A 23,042-nucleotide genomic window follows, 5' to 3' on the forward strand; every position below is an offset into this window, starting at 1 on the left:
TTGTCCTATGAGAAGATAAAAGCAGGGATCCATCAACCATAAAAGTTGATGGATCCCCATGAAACAGAATCACACGCTATCATTCTGTATGTTTCCGGTCACCATTGCACCGGTCTTTGGATCCAGATAATAGAGATGTCCATCCTGCGGATCTGTAAACCAGCCGGTCTTCATCGCTCCCTGGGTACCGTCAGATACCGGGTTCAGATAATACCAGTTCCCGTCTGTGTCCTTAAACCAGCCGGTCTTCATGGTTCCCTGCGTGCCGTCGGATGCCTGATTCAGATAATACCAGTTTCCATCCGCATCTTTAAACCAGCCGGTATCCATGTACCCGTCCGCACCAAAGTGATACCAGAACATGGTTCCCTCGTACAAAAGCTGTTTCCATACATTGAATACACGACGTCCATCGCTATCATAGTAGCTCCATCTGACTACGCCATTGACTTTCTTTGTTTCCCATGCATTTCTGGTCACATTCCAGTCAGTATCCTCTCTGTCACTGCCGGAACCGGTGTTCCTGTCACCTTTCGGATTATCAGGAGTTGCAGAACCAGGTTTATTGTCTTCCTTCGGATTATCAGGAGTTTCAGGACTGCTGCTTTCCAGAACTGCCTGCGCCGTCACACGATGTCCTTCTGCCTGATCCAGCACATCCAGGAGTGCTTCGTTCACAGTTGTATACAACGTGCCGTTGATCTTCCAGCCCTTGAACACAACTCCATCCTTGCTGACTGTCGGAAGCGCTTCATCCATCTGCTCCAGGCTATAGCTCCGTTCTCCGACTCCATGATCAAATGCAACCGTTCCCTTTCGGCTGTCTGAGAGCAGCTCAAAGGTACTAAAGCCATCCTTGTTTACAAACTCTGCCATCGCACTTCCCTGTTTTACCCTTACTGTTACAGGATAATATACAATTCTTCCATTATGAAGCAGATGGCGGATAAAGAGATCCTCGGTCGGATAATCTGCCGGGAGTGGCAGGGTGATCGTAACCGGGATTCCGACCTTCTGTGGGATCGCTGAGCCGATCAGAACTGTATTCTTACCGTTGCCTTTCTCCTGCATGGTCTCATTCTTTCCGGCTGTTGTGGCTTTTACATTGTATAATGCGGTGATTTCAAAAGTGATCACATTCACTCCCTGTTTTTCGGTCACACCCTTTACTTCCACCGACATATACGGCTCAACCACCAGTCTTACCTTCTTTCCTGCGGTATTGACTCCTTCCTTCTGAAGTTTTTCCTTCGCTTCCACTCCGGAAATCGTCTGATCTTCTCCTGTTTTTACGATCACATCCCCGTTTTCTGTTTCCCGGATCAGATCTGCTGCCACAGTATCCAGTCCGGTAATCTCCGGGGTCTTCTCTTCCAAGAGGTTAGCAATCTCTTTTACCTCCTCCGGTGCATCTGCCGGAACCGGTGCAATCTTCGGCGCTGCCACCGAAACCTCCGGGGTCTGTGCCTTTCCAATGGTAATCTCTCTTGTTACCGTTGTTCCATTGTAGCCAGTATCCCCGGCAACCTCAGCTGTCACGAGGACCGTTCCGGCTCCGATGATCTTCGCCTCTGTTTTTCCGTTCACTTCTGATAACTCCAGAACTCCATTGTCAGCAGGAACGGAGAATTTCACAGCTCCGGTTCCCTTCTGTCCGGTAAGTTCCAGTTCGAATGGATCATCACCGTAAAGCTTCCCGTCCACTTCTTTGATCTGAATCTGATCCTCATCTGCTTTTTCGACCTCGAAGCTGCAGCTTACCTGTGCAGGATCATTGTAATTTTCCTTCTCTGGGCCATCGGCCGGAAGCATATATTCTGCCGAAATTTCATGCGTACCGGCAGAAGGAACCGAATATTCCATGGACGCGGTTCCATTGGTCAATGGGATCGGCGTCTGATTGAGTTGCTGTCCATTTTCATAAAATATTACCGTTCCGGCCAGCGCATCCTGATAAGCTCCCTTCGCTTCCAGAGTCAGAACATAAGTATCTTCCACATTTCCAAGAACTGCCAGGAGTCTCTGCATCAGATCTGTTTTCTTTCCGGCTTTCAGATTCAGGGAAATGGTTCCCTTCTGAACGGTGATCGGTCTGGAATTATTACCTGCCGTGTAATTGGTGCCACTTGCCACACTTATCGTTACCGTTGCCGTACCTGCGCCATGGATCGTTGCCCGGCCATCTGCATCAACCGTCAGTACATTCGCAGAGTCGCTTGTCTTGGTCACCGCTCCATCTCCAACGGTGGTAACTCCAGTCAATGGAAAATCAGGATCGCCATATGTTTTCGTTCCCGGCCACTCTGCATCATTGATCGTGATCGAAGATGCTGCTTTTTTGATCGTTGCGGTTGCACTGGAAGGAATGTTGACCTGGTAGTTATCCGGATCGGCTGTTGCTCCGCCACCGCTCGCTGCTGCTCCTGTTATCACTGCCTTCGAGGCATCGATCACAACCTCTTTATCGCTTCCGGCATTTGCATTATTAAAAGCGGCTGTTAAGCCTGTGATCTGCAGTTTTTCATTTCCGGCAGCTGTATTCACACCAGTGTCTATCATGAGTGGCTGCTGTACAATTGCTGTTGTCGTGCCATCATAGGTCTTATCTTCTACCGCAACTGAAAAATTCAGTGGGTACTTAGAAATATCCGGTACCACGGAATCTGTTAATGTCCTATCGTATGAAACACTTGAATCTGTCGGTGTAAATTTCACGGTATAAGCCTTGTTACCTTTTACATTCGGATAAATACCAGATGCTGAACTACTATTTTCCGGTTCCCAGCTCCAGGTTCCGGCTACCAGTTGATTTGCACCATTATACACACCATAACCAGAAGCCAGGGAAACCGGAATCTGAGCAAGTGAAACCCCATAAGTCCCCTTCGCATCCCACTTTGGTGTTCCGTTTCCTACAATTCTCAGTGTATCCTTGGTAGACACATGAAGCGGTTCCGTTCTCTCAGAAGCAAATGCATTCTCTTTCGCCTTTATTCTGCTGGTTACCTGATATCCATGTGCCGGATATAATCCCTGAATTTTCGTACCGTCAATCCATGTAAATGCTCCGTCTGAATCTACATCACGGTATCCATACTCAATGTCATTTTCCGGATTAGTTCTGTTTATGGTAATCGTCGTACCGGTTATAGTCACCTCACCCTCAGTTATTGCAGCCGGTGCTGCCGTTCTTTTAAGAATCGTGATACTTTCGGGTTTTCCGGCAAATTTCTTATCCGTGTTGCTTGCAGCATACCGATAATAAACCGTACTCTCATGATCGGAAGAAATGATGTCTGTAATCGAAATTCCTGATCCACTGCCCATTTTTGCAGATGTCCAGTTTGGAGAGGTATTGGTTCCGTTTACAATCACATACTGTAAAGATGAGGAAATTGTGATTTCTTCCTTCCGATAATCAATATTCGGCTTGTTCGATTCTTCCGGAATCGCCTGTGTTTGCAAATCCGCCACCAAAACCGCTTCACTGGCTGACATGGACGAGGATGCTTTCCTGCGAATATAGAATGGTACAGACCCACCATTTTCACGAATGTTATCCAGCAGCCCTGTCAGACGAACCTTACCACCCTGTCTTATCGTTGTCCATGACTGTGCATCCTTAGAAGCAGCATACTCCAGATCGCAGGAAGCTTTATTCTCTAAAGTCTCCTGTTCGTAATTGATAGAAACATCAGCAGCATTAGGTGCCTCCTGCCGCACTTTTTCTGTCTGGAAATTTACATAGGTTACATCAAGAGATAACACACCATCCTTTTTAATCATCAGTCTGACATGATGTTCTGTGTCCGGAGCTAAATCCGTAATAGTATACTCATAGTTTCCGGAAGAACTCTCCGTAAGTAACGTTCCTTTCGAGAACATATCATCTAATGTTAATGTCTGCTCATCCTCGCCGGAGGTTAAGAAAAACTTAACCTCTGCTCCGGGAGTTCCTGTTGCCTTAAGTGTAGCAGTCGCTTTTGTGTCAGAAATCGTCTTAATATCCGTGACAGCTGCGGAAGTGATACTTGCCGCATTATTATTAGAATATGTACCAGTAGCTGGATCATAATATACCGTCTTACTGTACTTGCGGAAATGCGGGTAATCCTCCGTTCCGATCACCTGTCCCCACGTACCATCTGATCGATCACCGTTTAATTTATAGGCAATTTCTCCGGATTTCAGTTTTTCTTCGCTTATAGTAGTAATACCCGGAGAACTATAATCACTCTTTTCTGTCTCATAACAGTTCGTAAAAGTAGCCCTATGATCATTCGAGTACTTAGTTCCTTCCAGTTTTCCTGATACAGCCAAGCAATTAGTCACCGTTCCATTTTTAGTCACCGCTCCTTGTGAACAACTATATGAAAAATTTGTTCCTACTACAAAACAATTCTGAATTTTGATATCACCCACAGTGAGTCTACACAACCCGCAAGTCCAATCACCTTCAAACACCAGCCCTATATTTTGTACATTCCCATATTTAATACTTGCCACCAGTCCGTAGTTAGAACTTGTACCGTCATTAGCAGGTCGCAGTCCGGAAATTACATGGTAATTTCCCTCAATAGTCCCCTCGAAAGACCAAGTATTAGATTTGTCTCTAATGCTTGTCCAGTCATGTCCGCCCGGGATCTCAATATCCTTCATCAGCTTCAGATTGCTGTTATTAGGGATATTACTATCATTAACCTGCTTTGCAAACCAGAAAAGCTGACCGGCATTATAAATCTCATAATATCCCTTCCAATTTTTTGCCTCCTGATATGCACCACATGCTTCACAAAATCCATCTGCATTATAGTACTCATGACTACAAACGGTATCATCATGAAACATCTCGATTTCATTTGGTGTTGTCGAAATCGTCTCACCTGATTTTGTGATCGGATTGCCGTCATTTAAGCCCGGTACCGTCACCGAAATCTCTGTTTTATTCTTATTTTCCGGCAGATATACCGTCAGATGTCCCGTGTTCGCTTCATCATACGAAATCTGCATGGAAGGAATGACCATAGCTGCACTTTGACCTTCTTGATTGCTCAACGGTTCACCATTCTGCTTGACCGTGATATCGGTTGCCTGTAATATCTGATCGCTCGTGATCACCGTGGAAACAAATTTTAATCTTGTCTCATAAAGAGGAGTTGCGGCCTTCAAAGTGATCGTTGCATTCTTATCATCAACATCAGCAACGTCAGCTTCCATCTGATAAACATAGTCTCCAACCGTCACCGTTACCGTTACCGGTGTCCCTGGCGTTAATGGCTTCAGATAATTGGATGCCTTAAGTGTACCTTGATAATCGCTCACCTTCATCGTCCCTGCATTCCAGGTAATCCCTCCCACGCTGATTGTCACCGGATAAGTGCTTTCGGTGAATCGTACATCCGCAATCGTGCCCTGAATGGCATAGTTTTTCAGTCCGGGATTTTCACTTTTCGGGAAATAATCGCCGCCATTTAAGTTTACTGTTGCTTCATTACTGATGGAAATGGAGCCCTCCAAGGTACTACCCTCCGGCAGCGCTTGACCGGGCTTCACTGCGACACCGATCGCATATACTTCATTATTATATGCAATGGCTGAAACCGTTCCGCCATTGATCACAATATCACCATACTTGTATTTACCTTCGCCTATCGGTTTTGCTCCACCGCCGCCAGTGCCGATTGCGGCTCCGGGGTGTCTTTTTGCGTTCGTAACATATCCTCCACAGGCTGTCACATTGCCACCGTTGATCTCAATCCTATCCACGCAGCCGAACGGCCCACCGCCAATTCCTGCTCCACCGTATACATTTTTAATATCCTTGGGGTAGCTTCCATATCCGCCCTTGGCATAAACAGTTCCGCCGTTGATGACAATGGTACCGATGCCGCCCTCTAAACCGCCGCCAATACCTGCTGCCATCCCGCTGCCATAAGCTTCGATATTGCCTCCGTTGATCTCAATCGTCCCCAAGGAACCCTTTCTCATGCTCGATGCACCAATTCCGGCGCCTACTCCACCGGTTGCTTTTAAGCTTCCCTCTCCGCGGATCGTCAGGGTACAGCCTTCCGGCACATCAATAGCCGCACACATATCACCGCCCTTGAGTGTATTTTTTCCCTTCAGAATCAGATTCAGGTTTGCACCATTTGCCAGTCGGATCGCCGGTATCCAGTTACTTGCTGTCGTAGCGTTATTGTCGATCGGAATCTGGATATCCAGATCCGAAATCGTGATTGTAGCCTCCACACCATTAACCAGAATAACATGGGTCGTACTGCTTCCCGTGATAGTCGCATCATTATACTGTTCCAATGTGTTGCTGTTGATGCTGATACCGCCATTCGCAATATCATAAGTACCTGTTGATGCTAGCAAAGCGATTCCGCCGTCCATGCTGACCTCGATCTCCGGAAGCTCCACGCCCGCTGCCAAAATATACTCTCTCGGAAGAACCGGAAGATAATAATAGAAACCACTTTCATCTTCCCGGTTCTCATCCGGCTCCCAAGTAACGCTGATATCCGTCAGCACCGGGATATCTTCTGAGATTTCCTCATCTTCAAACTCATAATCCTCAAGAAAATCCCCGGCATTGCTGTCGGTCGCGATCAGAAACGTACCCTGCTGGTCTTTCTCCTGAACTTCCTGTTTATCTGCTTTCTCCTCATCATTGCTATCCGGCACGTTTTCTGAATTTTCTGTTTCCGGAGTTTCCTCCTCATTCAGATTTTCTTTCTTTGCATTACTGCCGGTAGCAATTTCCAAGTCTTCTTTCTTATCACGGTCGTCTGCTGCCGCTTTCTCATCTTCCGCGCCCTTATCGCGATCCGCATTATTTTTCTGATGATCCACGTTCTTATATTCCACCACCGAAGCCTCGATCGTCTCCGGGAAATTCAGATAATCCTCAAAGTTTTCTCCGGCATCCGCAGGGATCTGAATATGCGCGACCTCCTCCGGTAATTCTGTAAATCCTGTGATCACCTTTAATTTTTTTGCAGGTACTGCCGCAAATGTTGCGGACGGTACGCATAACTGCATCGCCATCACTGCTGCCAATGCTGCAGATACGATCTGCCGTTTCTTCTTTTTATACCTCATATCCATTTCCTCCTGTTGTCATTATTTTCTATATAGCGTGACGGTTTTGTTCTCTCCGGTAATATTTTTTATTCATACTTTTCTTTCTCACCTGATTCATTACTTCCCCTTTTTCCCTGAAGAAGCCGGGAGAATGCTTTCTCCTTCTGACTATAGCTGCATAGCGCAATTCGCATTTCCATACCTCCGTTTCCTGATGGACTCCATCGCCTCATATAGCTCCTGATCACTACAATCTATGGAGAGGAATGCCGGGATACGAAGCTGATACGCGATCAGGGCGAAGTTTTCATCATCGCTCCACCAGACAAGCGGTACTTCCGGTGCCAGCTGCTTTGCCTGAATGGCAGCCTCCAATCCCTTTGCTCCGGTCATGGCGATGACAACCGCATGGTATCGGCTCCGCCGCAGTGCCTGAGATAGCTGCTTCTCATTCCATAGCTCGTCGATGACAAGCTGATCATCCCCATCAAAAAGGGAGCGCAGCCTGCTCTCAAACCATTCTGCATTCCTTAATTCCGTACAAAGTGCGATTTTCATGCCGGGCCTCCTTTTCCGAAAAGAAATATGAAAAAGAATCCTGCTTACAGGATTCTCCGCCTGCGGCGGGGCGCGACAGCGGCACTCTTCCTTTCCGCCGCAGTGCGATCCTCGCGGACCTTCTCACCTAAAAGGCTGGTAATATAATTAGCGTAGCATCTTGTCAAGAGAAATGCAACCGACTTTGTTTAAGACGCAGGTTTCCTGTTTAAGACGCAAGTTTTTTCCTGCGGTTTTATGTTATACTAATATTGGATTATTGTGCAAAGGAGATGGCACGATGCAGATTGCGATTGTGGATGACAGAGCAGAGGACAGAGCAGAACTGTCTGAAAGCTGCCGCCCAGGTCAATTTTCAACTTGTCTTTATGGACATCTATATGGAGAACATGGATGGAATGGGGATGCCAAATTAAAAAAAGCAATCGAATCTTTCAATTCAATTGCTTTTCTGTTTCCGATGCCGATTAATGCTTTTTTATTATAGCGTTCACCGAAACGCTTAACAAGCTTAATTTTAGCAGATTTTTTCCTGCGCAGTGATTCTGATAGAAGCATGTCAGCTTCTCTTACCAGAATCACGCGCCAAGTCTCACGGAGGTTCGGCTTGAAACTCGCTTTACTGCTTGTTTCTTCCGTCCCAGACACCGTTTTTATCTACATAGTATCCGTCCGGTGTCCTTTGTCCGGCGTACATAATCCCTCTCTTTCCATCGGAAATCGGGTTAAAATAGTACCAGACTCCATTGAGAAGCATCCAGCCGGTCTGCATGCCGTGTTCCGGATCCATATAGAACCAGCCGCCGTAATTCTCATCCCTTAACCAGCCTGTTTTAGCATAACCCATTTCATCAAAGGCCCACCATTTTCCGTTGATCTTCTCCCAGTGATATGCACCAGTACGATCGGCCATTGGCCATGTACCGTCACTAAAGCGGAGCCACCAGCCTTTGGCGTCTTTCATCCAATGGCTGTAGCCATCGTTCACGGTCTGATTGGCTGTGCCGGTGATGATGCCCTGTTCCACATTTCTGTAGCCCTTCTGACTGTCCTTTGTAACCTTGTTGGACGGATTCGGGGTTACTTTAACACTACTTTCGTTCGGATCATCATAATCGGAGCTGTCCCCGTCTGAACTGGAGCTGCCATTATTGGAGCCGCCGCCTCCGGACGTGTTATTTCCAGAATTATTTCCGGAATTACCGCCAGATGAACTTTCTTTCGGAGTCACCGTCACCGCAACGGTTTTGACTGCGTCATTGAAATTCGCCATGGACGCCTTCACATACACCAGATACGTTCCCGCCTCTGTAAAGCCCGGGATCTCACTCTGGTAATTGACACCGTCCTTCGAGTAGGTAAATGTTGCATCCGGGCTTACATTTTCAAGACCGGTTTCCACAGAAGCATTGATCTTCGGCTGCTGCTCGGTACCGTTGTAGGTAAGCGGGGCTGCGGATACGGTCATGGACGCGAAATCACGAGACTTGATCGTGCCCTGCTGCGATACCGTCTGTTCTGTCAGCTCATAATTCTTTGCCTGATCACCTGCTAACGAGATGATCGTCGCATCTATCTCGTGCTCTCCAACATCTGCACTTCGATATGCCCACTTCACCTGATCTGCGCGAACATCCTGAAGCTTGAGAGTACCATTATTGTCGTCGCAAAGCTGAATTGCCAGCTTCTGCTCCTCTGTAATATCCGTAGTCCCATCATAGACTTTATCGAAGGAATCTCCTGTTATCTGTGATTTTAATTTACACTTGTTGATTGTGAATATAGCTCCATTCTGTTCACCCGTATAATTCCCATTTCCCACCAGAACAACCTTATAGTTTCCAGCGTTCTTTGGTTCGTCGACTATTACACGGTCCTCATTTATCCACCACTTAATGCTATAATCGACATCTTCTTTTAACTCATTTCCTGACGAACCGTTCCAGTTCTCAACCACTTTGATCTTCGGATTCTGATTTTTTCCATTATAAGTACTGGGATCGATCGTTACTGTTACTTCCGAAGCAAAGCTACGCTGGGTAATTTCCGTTTGATTATGAGAAACAAAGATTCCCGGCTGATAATTGTCTGTGAGCACTCTTATAAATACATACCGGCCAGAATCATTTACATTTACAATCCTTGGGCACTTTGACAGCCATTGATCTGGTAAATTACTACTGTTCGATGTTGCAGCAAGCTGATATTCGTACCTTGCATCAGCTGGGATACCAGGCGATTTATATTTAATTGTAGCTGCTGGATATCCCTCAGCACCATTATATACACCCTTAGCAGCTTCCACATTTAAATCCCACCTAGCAGGATATGTTCCCGGAGTAACCTTCAATGTTATCGTAACTGGCTTTGCAGGTGTATAGACTCCTGTCCCTTCTGTTGTAACCTGAATTACAAACGTACCTATCTTTTTAACTGTCAACAAACCATTCGTATCAATAGTACCTTTTCCTGTGCTTTCATTAAGAATTCCATATGTCAATGCACCTGCATTCTCTGGCTTTTCAATTTCCGCACAAGTCTTAACATCCACTACCAATTCATCCTTATACGGAACATCCGCAGGCTGGATAAATCTGATACCACCAGGATCTGTTCTGTTTCCTTCCGGCACAGTTCCATTTCCACTGATTGTACCGGTATTTTTAATCGTTCCATTTCCCTCAAAATTACCATGTACAATAAGCATTCCTTTATTTATCAGCTTACCATTATCTCCAATCTTTATTCCTCCAGTCTCTAATATTCCTCCTTCTACTATCATTGTAGTATTATTCACTATTTCAAGAATATTTACATTCATGCTCCCACCCTTAATCGTCAGGTTGCCTTTTGTACTAAGTCCCGTATGACCAGTCGGGGATTTGATGTTAATTGTACCACCAGAAAGTGTAAAATTAGAACTTAGCTCATGGTCCACTGCTATTATACCGTTTCCAATAATATCAAATTTACCACGAGACATATTAATTGTTCCTCTTGCACATAGACCATACTTTCCATTTCCTGTCGCTCTAACTTCCCCTCCGTTAATATTTAAGGTTCCATTACTCGTCACATAAATTGCTCCTGATGATAGATTATTGTTCTCTGCACGATTCGCATTTGTTATAATAGTTCCACTTTCTATCGTCAAACGCGCCTCAACCTGTATTCCACTGGATCCATCTAAGTTCTTTCCTGTAGTTGGATAATTACTAACATTCAAATAAGCATCTCCAGTTCCTGCAACAATTGTTGCGCGGGTTCCCCAGCCAGTAATGTAAAGTCCTATTCCACCACAAGACGTTCCCTTCCCATCCAACTGATTATTACCATTTAACACTATTTCCCAGTCTCCATTAGGTATAATAATATTACTTGCTGAAGTATCATTTAGTGTTAAGCGAAATTGATACTGGCCATCAGTTCCCGTTCCCAAATATTTAACCTGTATATTTGTCTGCTTCATTATACTATCAAAAACACCATTAAGACTTGAAAAACTCACCCCATCAAAATTAAGCGTTTTGGGTTCCTGTCCAGAAGCAGGGCTCACACGTAACACCGGCAATTCATTCGCCGTCACCGCTGCCTGGTCTCCCGCCACAGACACTTCCACCACCAGCGCATCCACGCCCTCTGCCAGCTCATACCCTTCCGGCAGCTCTGCTTTAAACTCATAGGTGCCTTCCAGTGGCCAGCGGCCTTCTTCGTCCTGCACATACTCCGCACAGCTCCAGTTGGTGATCAGCAGATTCTTTTCTTCCCCATCTTCAACGTTTTCGCCGTCTTTGCCTTCTTCCACCCGGGCGATAATGGCCGATGGTAAATACTCGATGATCTCTGTAAAAGATGGCTGAGCTTCCTCAGTGATTCCGGTGAGTTCCAGTCTGCCATCAAGCAGATTTTCCTCCGGATCAAACCATGACCATGACAAGATCTTCGTCTGTGAAACCGGTGTGACGGTTCCACCTGTGGCTGTGGTATCTTCCGCATTGGATGGCGTGCTGACAGAAAGTGCTGCCCCGTTCTGAGCAGGCACATCATTTAAGTTTTTATTTTCATCTGCATTACCAGAAGAATCCTTCCGGTCTGCGGCTTTTTCTCCAGCTTGCTCTTTCTTAGAATCATTCTTGCCTGTATTGGAAGCAACAGTATCCAACGTGTCGGCATTCCCATTATTTTCCTTCTCTGTATCCCGTATACAGCCACTTTCTACGCTGCAAATGTGGGTACATTCCGTAGGCTCCTTTCCGATCTGGGATGGAGTTGCTGTTTCGTCTGCATCTTTGTAGCACTCTGCCGTATGCACATGGACACACCGGTTATTCCCTGTATCCGGCCGAATCTCTCCCCATGCTGTATTCCCAAAAGCTGTCGATATTGCCAACGACATGGCCAGCCAGATTGCCGTTGCTTTACGTGTATTTCTCATTAACACAACGCCCCTTTCTGATTCCTTTTCACACTTAATATACGCTCATATAGTCAGCCTATTGCTCTACTTTCATTATTTAATAATCCGCGCGACATGTCAAGCAAATGCACACGAATTGTTGTTTTTTTGCACGGAAAAAAATAAATAGAAATCCGGAAGGATTCCCAAAGCCTGCGGATCCATTCCGGATTATTCTATACTTAGTGCAAGAACATCTCTCCGCGAAGATGCGCAGTGATTCTGATAGAAGCATGTCAGCTTCGCTGACCAGAATCACGCGCCAAGTCCCACGGAGATTCGACTTGAAGCTCGCTTTACTGCTTGTTTCTTCCGTCCCAGACACCGTTTTTATCTACATAGTATCCATCCGGTGTCCTTTGTCCGGCATACATAATCCCTCTCTTTCCATCGGAACTCGGGTTAAAATAGTACCAGACTCCATCGAGAAGCACCCAGCCGGTCTGCATGCCGTGTTCCAGATCCATATAGAACCAGCCGCCGTAATCCTCATCTCTTAACCAGCCTGTCTTAGCATAACCCGTTTCATCAAAGGCCCACCATTTTCCGTTGATCTGCTCCCAGCAATGCGAAACACCACCGGAATCACGCACGCTTCCCTTCGGGTAGGTATTATCTGCAAAGCGTAACCACCAGCCATGCTCATCCATCATCCAATGGCTCTTTCCGTCATTGACAAAGCTGTTTGTTTCTCCTGTGATAATTCCTGTTATACTGTCGATCGTTCCTTTGACTGAATCGTGGCTGACTGCACCGCTGCCGGAGGTTTTATCCTGTCCGGAGGACTGGTTGTTGCGACTCGGTCTTTCCGGCTCATCCGAATCATCGGAATCATCCGTTCTTTTCGATTCGTTCGGCTTGCCTGTTTCGCCCGGATTTTCCGTTTCTCCCGGCTTGCCTGTTTCTCCCGGCTTTTCTGCTTCACCCGGCTTTTCCGTTTCGCCCGGCTTGCCTGTTTCACCCGGCTTATCTTCCGTTGCTGTCACTTCTGCCGTACCGGTCATTGCTGCGATCTCATAACGAGCGGATGCCCATTCATTCGGTGTAAATACCACCTCGTAGCTATGGGTGCCCGCTTGTGCCGTCTGCGCCGGATTCTTCCAGGCAAAGCTTCCGTATTCGGTGCTTCCTCCTGATAAGGCAGAATCACTCAGAGGACTTCCCGCCTTCACCGACGCTGCCGTCGGCCAGGTGATCTGCGGTGCAGCCACCTTTCCGATCGTAAATGTAAATGCAGCCAGAGCAGGCGTGTTGTATTTGGCCGCCCACTCCTGATGAGTGTCAAAATCAAACTCGGCTGTCATCCGGTGCGTTCCTACGGATGCGACTCCCGGCTTCGTCAGGTTGAGAACCGCAGTTCCAGCTTCCCCTACAGGGATCGTATCCGGAACCTGATTTCCATTATCATAGAAGCGGATCTTACCCTGCAGCTTGTCACCATACGCTCCCTGAATACTTGCAATGATATCAAAATCATCCTCGTAGGTTCCGAGAATCCCTTCCGGCTGCTGCGCTCCGGTACTCCGGTTCACAGCCGTTAAGGCAAGGGTGAGTGTTCCTTTTTCAATGGTGATCGTTCCCTTTGCCGGTGTGCTTGTACCAAGGTAATTCGTTCCCTTTGCCATGGTGATGCTTACATCAGCGGCACCAGTACCTTTGATGGTCACCTGACCCTGTTCGTCCACGGTAAGAACATTTTCATTGGAGCTTTCATACTTCAGAGCTCCATCTCCCACTACATTCACACCCATCAAGGAAAAGCTGTCATCTCCATAGGTTTTTTCTCCACTCCATGCTTCCGGATCGATTGAAATCGAACCCTGTATCGGACGGATGGTTCCGGTCTGAGCTGGATATGTGATAAGGTAATTCTGCAGATTCACTGCACTCTCACCCGTCTCAACCCTTGCCTCTGAGGAATCAATGGTTACCGTCTTACCGGTTCCGGCATTGGCATCTTCAAAGCTTCCTCTCAGGCCGCTGATGGTATAGCTCTGACCCGAGCTCTGACCCGGAATTTCTATCTCCACCGTCGCCTCTAATGCGATACCGGTACTTCTGTCATAGTCTTTTTCAATAGGCGTCGTAATAACTGCGGTCAACTCTTTCGGAGATATCTCCGGAGTCACACTTTGGGTCAAAGTTTCTCCATACTGCCCTTCCGATGTTTCAGTCGGTATAAATTCTACTTGATATGCAGTTGTTCCCTTTACCTCCGGATAAATGGATGAAGCGAGCGTTCCTTTCTGATCCTTACTGAAGCTCCATGTTCCAGAAACCGGTGATCTACTATAATTAACAACCTGAAATCCTTCTGCCAGTTGTACCGAAATCTGATCAAGTGTCTGTCCATAGGTTCCCTTCGTTTCAAAGGATACTTTGCCGGCGGGACCGTCGATCAGTAATGCATCCGGTGTTGTCACCGACAAGCGTTCAGCCGGCTTCGATGCAAAACTGCTGTCTGTTACTTTCACACGAAGGGTTACGTAATACGTGTGAGCCGGTTGCGGCGACCTAAACGTTTTCTCCGGCTGCCACTGAAGCTCACCATCCACGGATTCTGAAATTCCGTACTCGTAACTGGAATCGAGCTGTCCATTTACCTTGATAGTGTAGCTGCCTTTCGTTACATCTGTTATCGGATCCGGTTTTTTCGGTCTTACCGGAATCTTTATCTCGGTTGCTTCGCCTGCTGCTTCGGAACCTGCGGCCGCCTTTCGCACATACAGAGTAATCTCGGTCGCACTCTCCGGCTGTTTATCCAGAATTTCTGTCAGAGAAACCTCGCCGCCCGCCGAGATTCTTGTCCAGGTTGTGGCATTCTGAGATTCCGCATATTCGAGCTCATACAGAGCCATATTTTTCAGGACTTCTCTTTGATAATCAATAGAAGTCTGTTCACGCTCCAATACATTCTCATCCTTACCTGCCTCAACCTTTCCGGTAAATTCCACACCGCCAAAGGAGGCTTTCACTGCCTCCGAAGCCGGAAGGTACATATAGAGCTTTCCGCTGGCATCTGTCCGGACATCCTGAAAGCCGTAGGAGCTTCCTTCAATACCTGCTTTTTCAACCAGTATATTATTCTCATAGATACCGGTCAGATCCGCTGTGGTGTAATAAACCGGGTTACCCTCCGCATCTTTTGGCTTATTCTGTCGCCCATTTCTATCTACCATTTCCCAACCATAAATGATCGGTCGCGATACATATCCATTCGCCCCTATCAAACAGATCGTTCCGCCCGTAATCGTCACATCAGTTTGTGGCAGTGTAGAATTCTCAGCCCCCTTTCCAATATGAGCAACGTTCCTATAGCCTTTGTCTCTATTATCTAAGCAGATTGTGCCACCGTCAATCAGCACCTTCGATGAACTGCTCTTACCACTTCCGATGCAGGCTCCCTGTTCAGAATAGGCTGTAATCATTCCGCCATGAATCTCAATATCAGCAGTTATCGCTTGGTTTCCAGGAGCATATCCATAACCGCTTCCAATTCCGGCACCCTGCCACGAGCTTGCATTCACCGTTCCGCCTTCTATCACGATTTTACCGGTTCTTTCCTGGCTATTAGCAACTCCTGTTCCAATTCCGGCACCCCAACTTCCTTTTGCAGTTACAACTCCTCCGCTAATCTGTATTTCTTTTACACTTTTTCCTACCGAAGCACCTATGGCAGCTCCCCTAGGATCTTCATACGTCATTTTTGCAATTACAGTTCCCCCCTGGATGTGAATGATTCCTGCATCCTGTTCTACATTTCCTCCAATTGCTGCACCCGTCTTGCTTGCATTTGTATTATTGAGCACCTCTATGGAGCCCTGCTGTTCCGGCTCACTGTCAATCATAAGCTTTGCATCCTTCGCCACGCTGATACCGGCAGGTGAAGATGAAGATTTTGATTTATTAATCGAAATCCTGTTTTTCCCTTCCAGATAGGTGGTCACCTGGGACGCTCCGTTTATCTGAATTGGTGCGATAGCCTCTGCCGGTGTAATCGTAAGGTTCTTTAATACGAGCTTTAATTCCGCGGAAGCTGGGGTATCCACAGAGAGATGATACTTCTCTACATTATTCCCAGATGAAGTGATCCGATAGCATTTATCATAGGACTGGCCTATTAGCCTTGCTGTAACCACCTGGCCGGAATCATCTCTTTTAGAATATAAAATGGTCAGCTGACCATCTGCCCCGGAAAAAGATATATCTCCAAGGGAAAGATCCAGTTCTCCCGCCAGCGCCTCTGCCGCATTTAATACGATGATATCCGTTCCGGCGTCCTCTGCCTTTACCGTTTCGCTGTCCAGGGTAAAGCTTCCGTCGGAGCTGCCTAATTCTGTGATGCCTGTATTTATCACAAACTGGTAATTTCCGGCCGGAAGATATGCCAGAGCATATGCATGATTGCCTGCTTCTGCATCGATTGTAAGCTTCCCGTCAAAGGCAAACTGGCCTTTGTCCTGCTTTAATTCCACCAGAGCTTCTAAGGCTCCAGCCAGTCGTTCGGCTGTCAGGGATACATTCTCTGCCGCCTGCACCTCTGATGAATAGAAGTGGAACCGGACAGGATACAGGGGTTCTCCGATGGTGAGGGAAAGCTTCATTTCCTTCTCTGACTTCATCTTGAGGGTTCCTGTTACTGTAAAGCTATTACTTTCTCCTTCTTCCTGTACCTGAACCGATACCGGAACCTCTCCGAACAGAGGCGTATACCAGCTGACATTACCAGTCTTTATCTGATAACCGGAAGCTTTTTGAGATGAATAGGTTACTACATCCGGTGCAGTGCCGCCTTCGCTTGCTTCTTCCCCGATTTGAGCTGTCAGTGTATATTTCTTACCATCCCTCAAACGGCCATCATGGATGGTCAGATCCATTGTCTTCTGGTAGGCGGTTTTTCCAAGTGTGACGGAGATGGTTTCATCCATTCCTTTGTTTAAAGCAACCCTTCCCTCCATCGTCTTACCTGTCCCACCACCGGAAGGCGTCAGCTCTACAACCATCTGCATATTTCCGGAATGGCCTATCCACTGGGTTATATCCGGTATCGTTCCCATGAATCCGGAGACGGTCATTTCTGCCTTTGTCTGATAAACCGGGTTTGTTCTTTCTGTATCATTCTCCCGATACAGGGATATGTCAGCCTGATAGGTTCCACCTGATAGCTGGTTATCATAAGCGGTGATCCGGAATGTTTTTTTCCCGTAGGTGCATTCTCCCCGGGGAGCAATCTTGCTTTCAAGCGGCAGCTCCAGCTGCACCTTCTCGGAAATAGTGACACTGCCGCCTTTCATGCTATTTCCATTAACATCCCTTAACACTCCATAACCAATATTTCCGCCCTTTACCTTCACAGATCCACTTAATATCTGGATCTCACCACAGGATAATTTTAAATCACTCACTCCATTCCATCCGCTGCCGATGGCTGCTCCCAGATATCCCCACGCACTATTATAAGAAGATACGGTTATATCGGGAGCTTCGCCATTCGCCCCGTCGATCACGATCGTGTCTACACCTCCACCAGTTCCGCCTCCGATTCCGGCTCCTGTATTCTTTCCTCCTGTTGCGGTTATCCTTCCACCCAGTATTTTAATGGTTCCGCCGATTCCATAGGTACCGGTTCCGATTCCGGCTCCTCCTTGATAATCCGTCACTCCGGAAACCCAATAAACTCCACCTTCAGCTGCAATGGTTCCACCCTTGATTATAATCGTTCCTGTCCCATATTTCGTACCGTCGAAATCTTTTGTTTCGAGAGCTCCATGGAAATAGGAGACCGCATCGGCATTTCCTCCGATACCGGCGGCCCCATAGGCACCTCCCACTGCCCTCAGGCTTCCGTTACTATTCTCCGTAATAACCAGTGTTGCCCCTTTTTCCACCTCAATTCCGGCTCCATGCTCCAGCCCCAAAAGTGTATTGTCTCCTTCTAAGGTCAGATTCAGCTGGGCATTGCCTTTCAGGTAAATACCAGCCAGATCCCATCCTCTGGCACCGTCGCCACCGGATTGGATCGTTACATCTTTAATGGTCAGATCGACCGTAACATTATCAATTGTGATACCGCCCTTGATTTTTAAATAATCACTCAGCCGGGTGCTCGGGCAATATCTGCCGGTTATGGTTTTTCCATTAAAGTCATTTCGGTTATCGCTGTTAATGTTCAGATAGTTATTATTCAGATCATACTCCCCGCCTGCCAGAGTCATCAGCTGCATCTCTCCTACGAGAACGCAGATTTCCGGAAGCTTTGCCTCCTCTCCCACTGAATATTCCTCCGGCAGAATCGGTGTGTAGACATAGGCACAGCCGTTGTAGTCCTGATTCGCCTCATAATAGCCATTCCAAGTCTTATCGGAGGTTTCGATAGGCTCTCCATCCTCGTCAAATTCTTCAAAATAATCCTGTGGGGAGATCCCGCCGTGAAATTCCGGATAGTCGCTCTCATTGATATCCAGCTTCCAGGTCACGCCGGAAATCCTGCTGATATCCTCATCTGCTTCCGTCTCCAAGCTTTCTTTTTCGGCGTCAGCTTCCGCATCTATCTGCTGTTCGCCTTCTGCTTTTTGAGTATCCTCTGAGGTTTCCTGCTTCATCCGAACCTCCAGGGTATCCGGAAGGATGATATCGCTTTCTTTGGCACCCAGAGAGAGCTTCTGCACCGCAATGGCCTCATCCAGCTCCAGAAATGCCTCTATCTCTGCTTTTATCTCTGCTCCTGTTGCTGCGCCGTTTGGTGCTCCGTTTGCACCTGACTCGCCGCGGTTATCTTTTACTTCCGCATTCGACGGAGAAGCATCCGACGGAGAGGCTTTTAATGCAGATTTTTTTAATGCAGCTTCTTTTTCTGCTGTTTCCGCAGTATCATCTGACTCCGTTTCAGCCCCGATCCGCTGCAGTGAACCGGCCGCCAACGCCTGCGGCTGCCATTCACATGTGTTCCATATTAATATAGCTGACAATGCAGCTGCTAAAATTCGTTTCGATTTTTTTCTCATACTTTTTTCCTCCCACTGAGACAAATTTGCTATTACTCACCACCCGAAAGAGGCGGGAGTCTTCTCGACTGAGATAAACATCAAGTTCCCGCAATATTTACATTTTTCGCATAATCTTCTATACTAATAGTATATCAATTACGTGTTTTTCTGAAAACCACCTCGACGCAAATGGTCAAACCTCGACCTATTTGGTTCAGAAGCATCGTGGTGAAGGGAGTGCTGCAATTATGATGCATATTGCTATTGTGGAAGATTTCGTTTTCGATCAGAAGCATCTGATCGATTTAATACAGAAGAATTTCGAGGGACATGGAGAAATGGCTGATTTTACCTGCTATGAGAGCGGTGAAGCATTTTTAGAGGCTTTCCGCCCCGGTCTTTTCAACGCTGTATTTATGGATATTATGCTTGCAAAAAACGGTCTGAACGGGATTGAAACAGCCGAAAAGCTTCGAACTGTTGCCGCACGGATCCCTCTTATCTTTGTGAGCAATGAGCGGGATTATTCCCTTGAGGGATACCGGGTACATCCGCTTGACTATCTCTTAAAGCCGGTGGATGCAGACGCTCTGGACTGGTGCCTCAATGAGATCCGCACCTTTCTCTCCGAACCGGCTTACATTGAGATTCAGGCTGTCCTTGGGCAGGGGCAGTCATCCTGCCAGCGGATTCTTCTGGATGATTTTTTATACGCGGAAACGCAGAATCACCGCCTGATCATCCACACGTTAAAGGGGGACGTTGCCACGCGCCTCTCTTTTTCGGATCTAATGGCGCTGCTGCCGAAAGGCGGACGTTTTTATATGAGCGGCCGCAGTCTCCTCCTCAATTTTTCGCAGGTGATCTCTGTGGAGGAGGATGGTTCTGTCCGTCTGAAAAATGGTTCCTGCCTTTTCTGCAGCCGTCGAAAGAAAAAAGAGACAAGAGAGGCATTTATGTCATACCTGTTTACCTGTATACGGAAGGGAATGATAACCGATGAGTAATGCGGGCTTATTTCTACATACCACTATTAATCGAGATAGCGGTGATCATGATCGTCTATGCATTTTTTGTTCGGAAGCATACGTCTTATGGCAAAAAATGGTATGCCTTTATGAAATGGTTCGAAACCAGAGATGATACCCTGCTTGATATCATACGGGAATAATGCCATGCAGGGAAGCTTTGGAGCATGCGATTCTCCACCTACTGCCCATTCTTCGAATACATCACTTTCGCACTGATCCCTCTGATCTTTCCAAGCTTCCCGGAAAGCGCGCTGATCCGGTCGGCCGGAGCGTCTACGATAACGCTGATGATGTTCACATGTTTCTTTTCATATGGAAGTCCCATTCTTCCGATAATATAGGGGCTGTAATCGTGAAGGATCTGGTTGACCTCCCCCACAGCCTCTTTATTTTCTACAATGATTCCCACTACTGCGATTCTTGTTTCCTGTTCCATAACCTTCTCCTTTTGTCCTGCCGAAAATATTTCTTTTATCTTAATGTCAGAGAATTCTCTATGTCAAGTATACACTGTGAAATTGTTCTTATAACACATCTTTGGCGTTACTGCACACGGGTAGGAATTTTCTGTTACATAAAAACAGTTCCGGCATACAGACTCTTCTGTCCATATCGCCGGAACTGTTTTTATTTTTACATGATCTTATCGCGGTAAAGTTCTCTTACTTTCTTATTAAAAGTGACTTACCAGTCATCTCTTTCGGCTGTTCCATTCCCATAAGCTCGATCAGGGTCGGAGCGATATCTGCGAGGCAGCCGCCTTCTCTGAGGCCGTAGCCCTCGCCCGCGTTTACAAGAATGAACGGAACCGGGTTTGTTGTGTGAGCGGTCCACGGCTCTCCTGTCTTGTAGTCGATCAGCTGCTCTGCGTTTCCGTGGTCAGCACAGATGAACATCACGCCATCAACCTCTTTGATTGCCTCAACTGCTTTTCCAACGCACTCGTCGACAGCCTCGATGGCCTTGATCGCTGCGTTCTCAACACCTGTGTGGCCTACCATATCCGGATTTGCGAAGTTTACGATGATAACATCATATTTTCCGGAGCGGATCGCGTCTGTCAGCTTCTCACAAACAGCCGGTGCGCTCATCTCCGGCTGAAGGTCATATGTTGCGACCTTCGGGGACTTCACAAGGATACGGTCCTCACCCGGATTCGGCTCCTCAACGCCGCCGTTGAAGAAGAAGGTAACGTGGGCATATTTCTCTGTCTCAGCAATTCTCGCCTGAGTCTTCCCGTGGGCAGCAAGGAACTCACCGAGAGTATTCTTGATCGTCTCTTTCTTGAATGCGACAAGTTTGTTCGGGATCGTCTCATCGTAATCAACAAAGCATACATAGGTGGTCTTGATCCTCTTCGCTCTCGCAAATCCTGTAAACTCGTCATCACAGAATGCGCGGGTCATCTCTCTTGCGCGGTCCGGACGGAAGTTGAAGAAGATCACGGAATCATTGTCCTTAATGGTTCCGATGGCATTTCCATCTTCTCCTGTCACGACAGCCGGAACAACGAACTCATCTGTCTTTCCGTCATCGTAGGACACCTGAATCAGTTCCGTCGCGGATGTTCCCTTATTGCCCTCGCCTGCTGTCAGTGCCTTATACGCAAGCTCCACACGGTCCCAGCGGTTGTCACGGTCCATCGCATAGTAACGTCCCATAACAGATGCCACCTTGCCGACACCGAGCTCTTTCATCTTCTCCTCTAACGCTGCGACGAAATCCTTTCCGGATGCCGGCGGAGTGTCACGGCCGTCTAAGAAGCAGTGAACGAATACTTTGTCGAGACCGTTTCTCTTTGCGAGCTCTAAAAGTCCGTAAACATGGGTGATATGGCTGTGTACGCCGCCGTCGGATAAGAGTCCGAACAGGTGCAGCGCGGAGTTATTCTTCTTACAGTTCTCAACAGCTGCAAGGAACTCTTCGTTGCTAAAGAAATCGCCGTCCTGGATAGACTTTGTGATTCTTGTCAGTTCCTGGTAAACAATGCGGCCTGCGCCCATGTTCAGGTGTCCGACCTCAGAGTTTCCCATCTGTCCGTCCGGAAGTCCGACAGCAAGTCCGCTGGCCTGACCCTCCACAAACGGGCACTCCTTCATTAAGCGGTCCATCACCGGCTTCTTCGCCTCATATACCGCATTTCCTTCATGTGTTTTATTCAGTCCGTAACCATCGAGGATCATTAACACTACTGGCTTTTTGCTCATGATTTTTTCTCCTTTATTGCGTGACTGCAGGAGCCAGCTCCAAACGGAAGCTTCCTGCGTTCTTTATAAATGCAATCATTTTCTGCGGTCGGAACGGAGCTTTCCGTCTAACGCTTTGATATTGGTACTATCATCGCAGAAACACCTATATTTTATACCAATTATATCGTTCCTGCAACTGTTTTGGAGGGAGAAATTGTTATAAATTTATCAGTCTTGATCTACACGATCCTCCCCGCCTTCGTTCTCTCCGGAATTTCCACTCCAGAAAACTCATACCCGAAAAAAGGAGCTTCCTTCCAGGTGAGCATTCTATCCTACAGCGATTTCACAATTTTTTCACATCAAACACAATATTTCGACACATTTTTCCAGTATCCTGTAAAGCGTAACAGGACAGCAAGCCTGGAACAAGATATACTTTTTCATACTTGACCGGCAGAGCGTTCTGTCGGTCCCTCCCTTTTGTTTCAAAAACATTTACAATATAAATCTCCTCTTTTTGAGGCTGCCGCAGGAGTAGAAATGCGGCAGCCTTTTTATTCGTTCCATCAATCGCTTGAACTACAGTTCTGTATAACAGACTGTACTGAAATATGATTTTTGCATCTTCATATTGCTTGCAAATGCTTGCATTTAGGATCTGCCGTCAGGATCATAGTGTTCTTATCGATCTTTGAAGTGACATACTCCCACCACTTAGCTCACGCTTGAAGTG

At 47.0% G+C, this 23,042-nt stretch carries 8 protein-coding genes; 2 read left to right on the plus strand and 6 right to left on the minus strand.

Annotated features, from left to right (window positions below; translation table 11 throughout):
* Positions 1 to 69: 69 nt before the first annotated feature.
* Together DW826_RS04355 and DW826_RS04360 are read right to left on the minus strand one after the other, a co-directional pair.
* Complete coding sequence (locus DW826_RS04355; protein ID WP_181967989.1) at positions 70 to 7,104, minus strand: Ig-like domain repeat protein; 7,035 nt, start codon at positions 7,102 to 7,104, stop codon at positions 70 to 72.
* 150 nt (positions 7,105 to 7,254) lie between these two features.
* Positions 7,255 to 7,644: a response regulator transcription factor gene (locus DW826_RS04360; RefSeq protein ID WP_117552140.1), complete on the minus strand. Its 390-nt coding sequence runs from the start codon at positions 7,642 to 7,644 to the stop codon at positions 7,255 to 7,257.
* 280 nt (positions 7,645 to 7,924) lie between these two features.
* On the opposite strand from DW826_RS04360, the gene DW826_RS18050 reads away from it, so the two are divergent.
* The gene (locus DW826_RS18050; RefSeq protein ID WP_147327124.1) at positions 7,925 to 8,131 is read left to right on the plus strand and encodes a hypothetical protein; all 207 of its coding nucleotides are present in this window, start codon (positions 7,925 to 7,927) and stop codon (positions 8,129 to 8,131) included.
* A gap of 132 nt (positions 8,132 to 8,263) precedes the next feature.
* On the opposite strand, the gene DW826_RS04365 is transcribed toward DW826_RS18050, so the two are convergent.
* Both DW826_RS04365 and DW826_RS04370 read right to left on the minus strand, forming a co-directional pair.
* Entirely contained in the window at positions 8,264 to 12,079 is a 3,816-nt protein-coding gene (locus DW826_RS04365) for a hypothetical protein (RefSeq protein ID WP_117552141.1), read from the minus strand.
* A 317-nt stretch (positions 12,080 to 12,396) separates the two neighbouring features.
* Entirely contained in the window at positions 12,397 to 19,104 is a 6,708-nt protein-coding gene (locus DW826_RS04370; RefSeq protein WP_117552142.1) for a YDG domain-containing protein, read from the minus strand.
* Positions 19,105 to 19,334: 230 nt separating this feature from the next.
* Between DW826_RS04370 and DW826_RS04375 the strand changes: the two genes are divergently transcribed.
* Positions 19,335 to 20,093, plus strand: coding sequence for a LytTR family DNA-binding domain-containing protein (locus tag DW826_RS04375; RefSeq protein WP_117552143.1), 759 nt, complete (start codon positions 19,335 to 19,337; stop codon positions 20,091 to 20,093).
* A gap of 202 nt (positions 20,094 to 20,295) precedes the next feature.
* On the opposite strand, the gene DW826_RS04380 is transcribed toward DW826_RS04375, so the two are convergent.
* Entirely contained in the window at positions 20,296 to 20,553 is a 258-nt protein-coding gene (locus DW826_RS04380; RefSeq protein WP_117470367.1) for a TM1266 family iron-only hydrogenase system putative regulator, read from the minus strand.
* Between the two features lie 226 nt (positions 20,554 to 20,779).
* The gene (gene gpmI, locus DW826_RS04385) at positions 20,780 to 22,324 is read right to left on the minus strand and encodes a 2,3-bisphosphoglycerate-independent phosphoglycerate mutase (RefSeq protein WP_117552144.1); all 1,545 of its coding nucleotides are present in this window, start codon (positions 22,322 to 22,324) and stop codon (positions 20,780 to 20,782) included.
* Positions 22,325 to 23,042 lie beyond the last annotated feature (718 nt).

This window comes from Clostridium sp. AM34-11AC (assembly GCF_003435375.1).
In the GTDB taxonomy this organism is placed as follows: domain Bacteria; phylum Bacillota; class Clostridia; order Lachnospirales; family Lachnospiraceae; genus Pilosibacter; species Pilosibacter fragilis.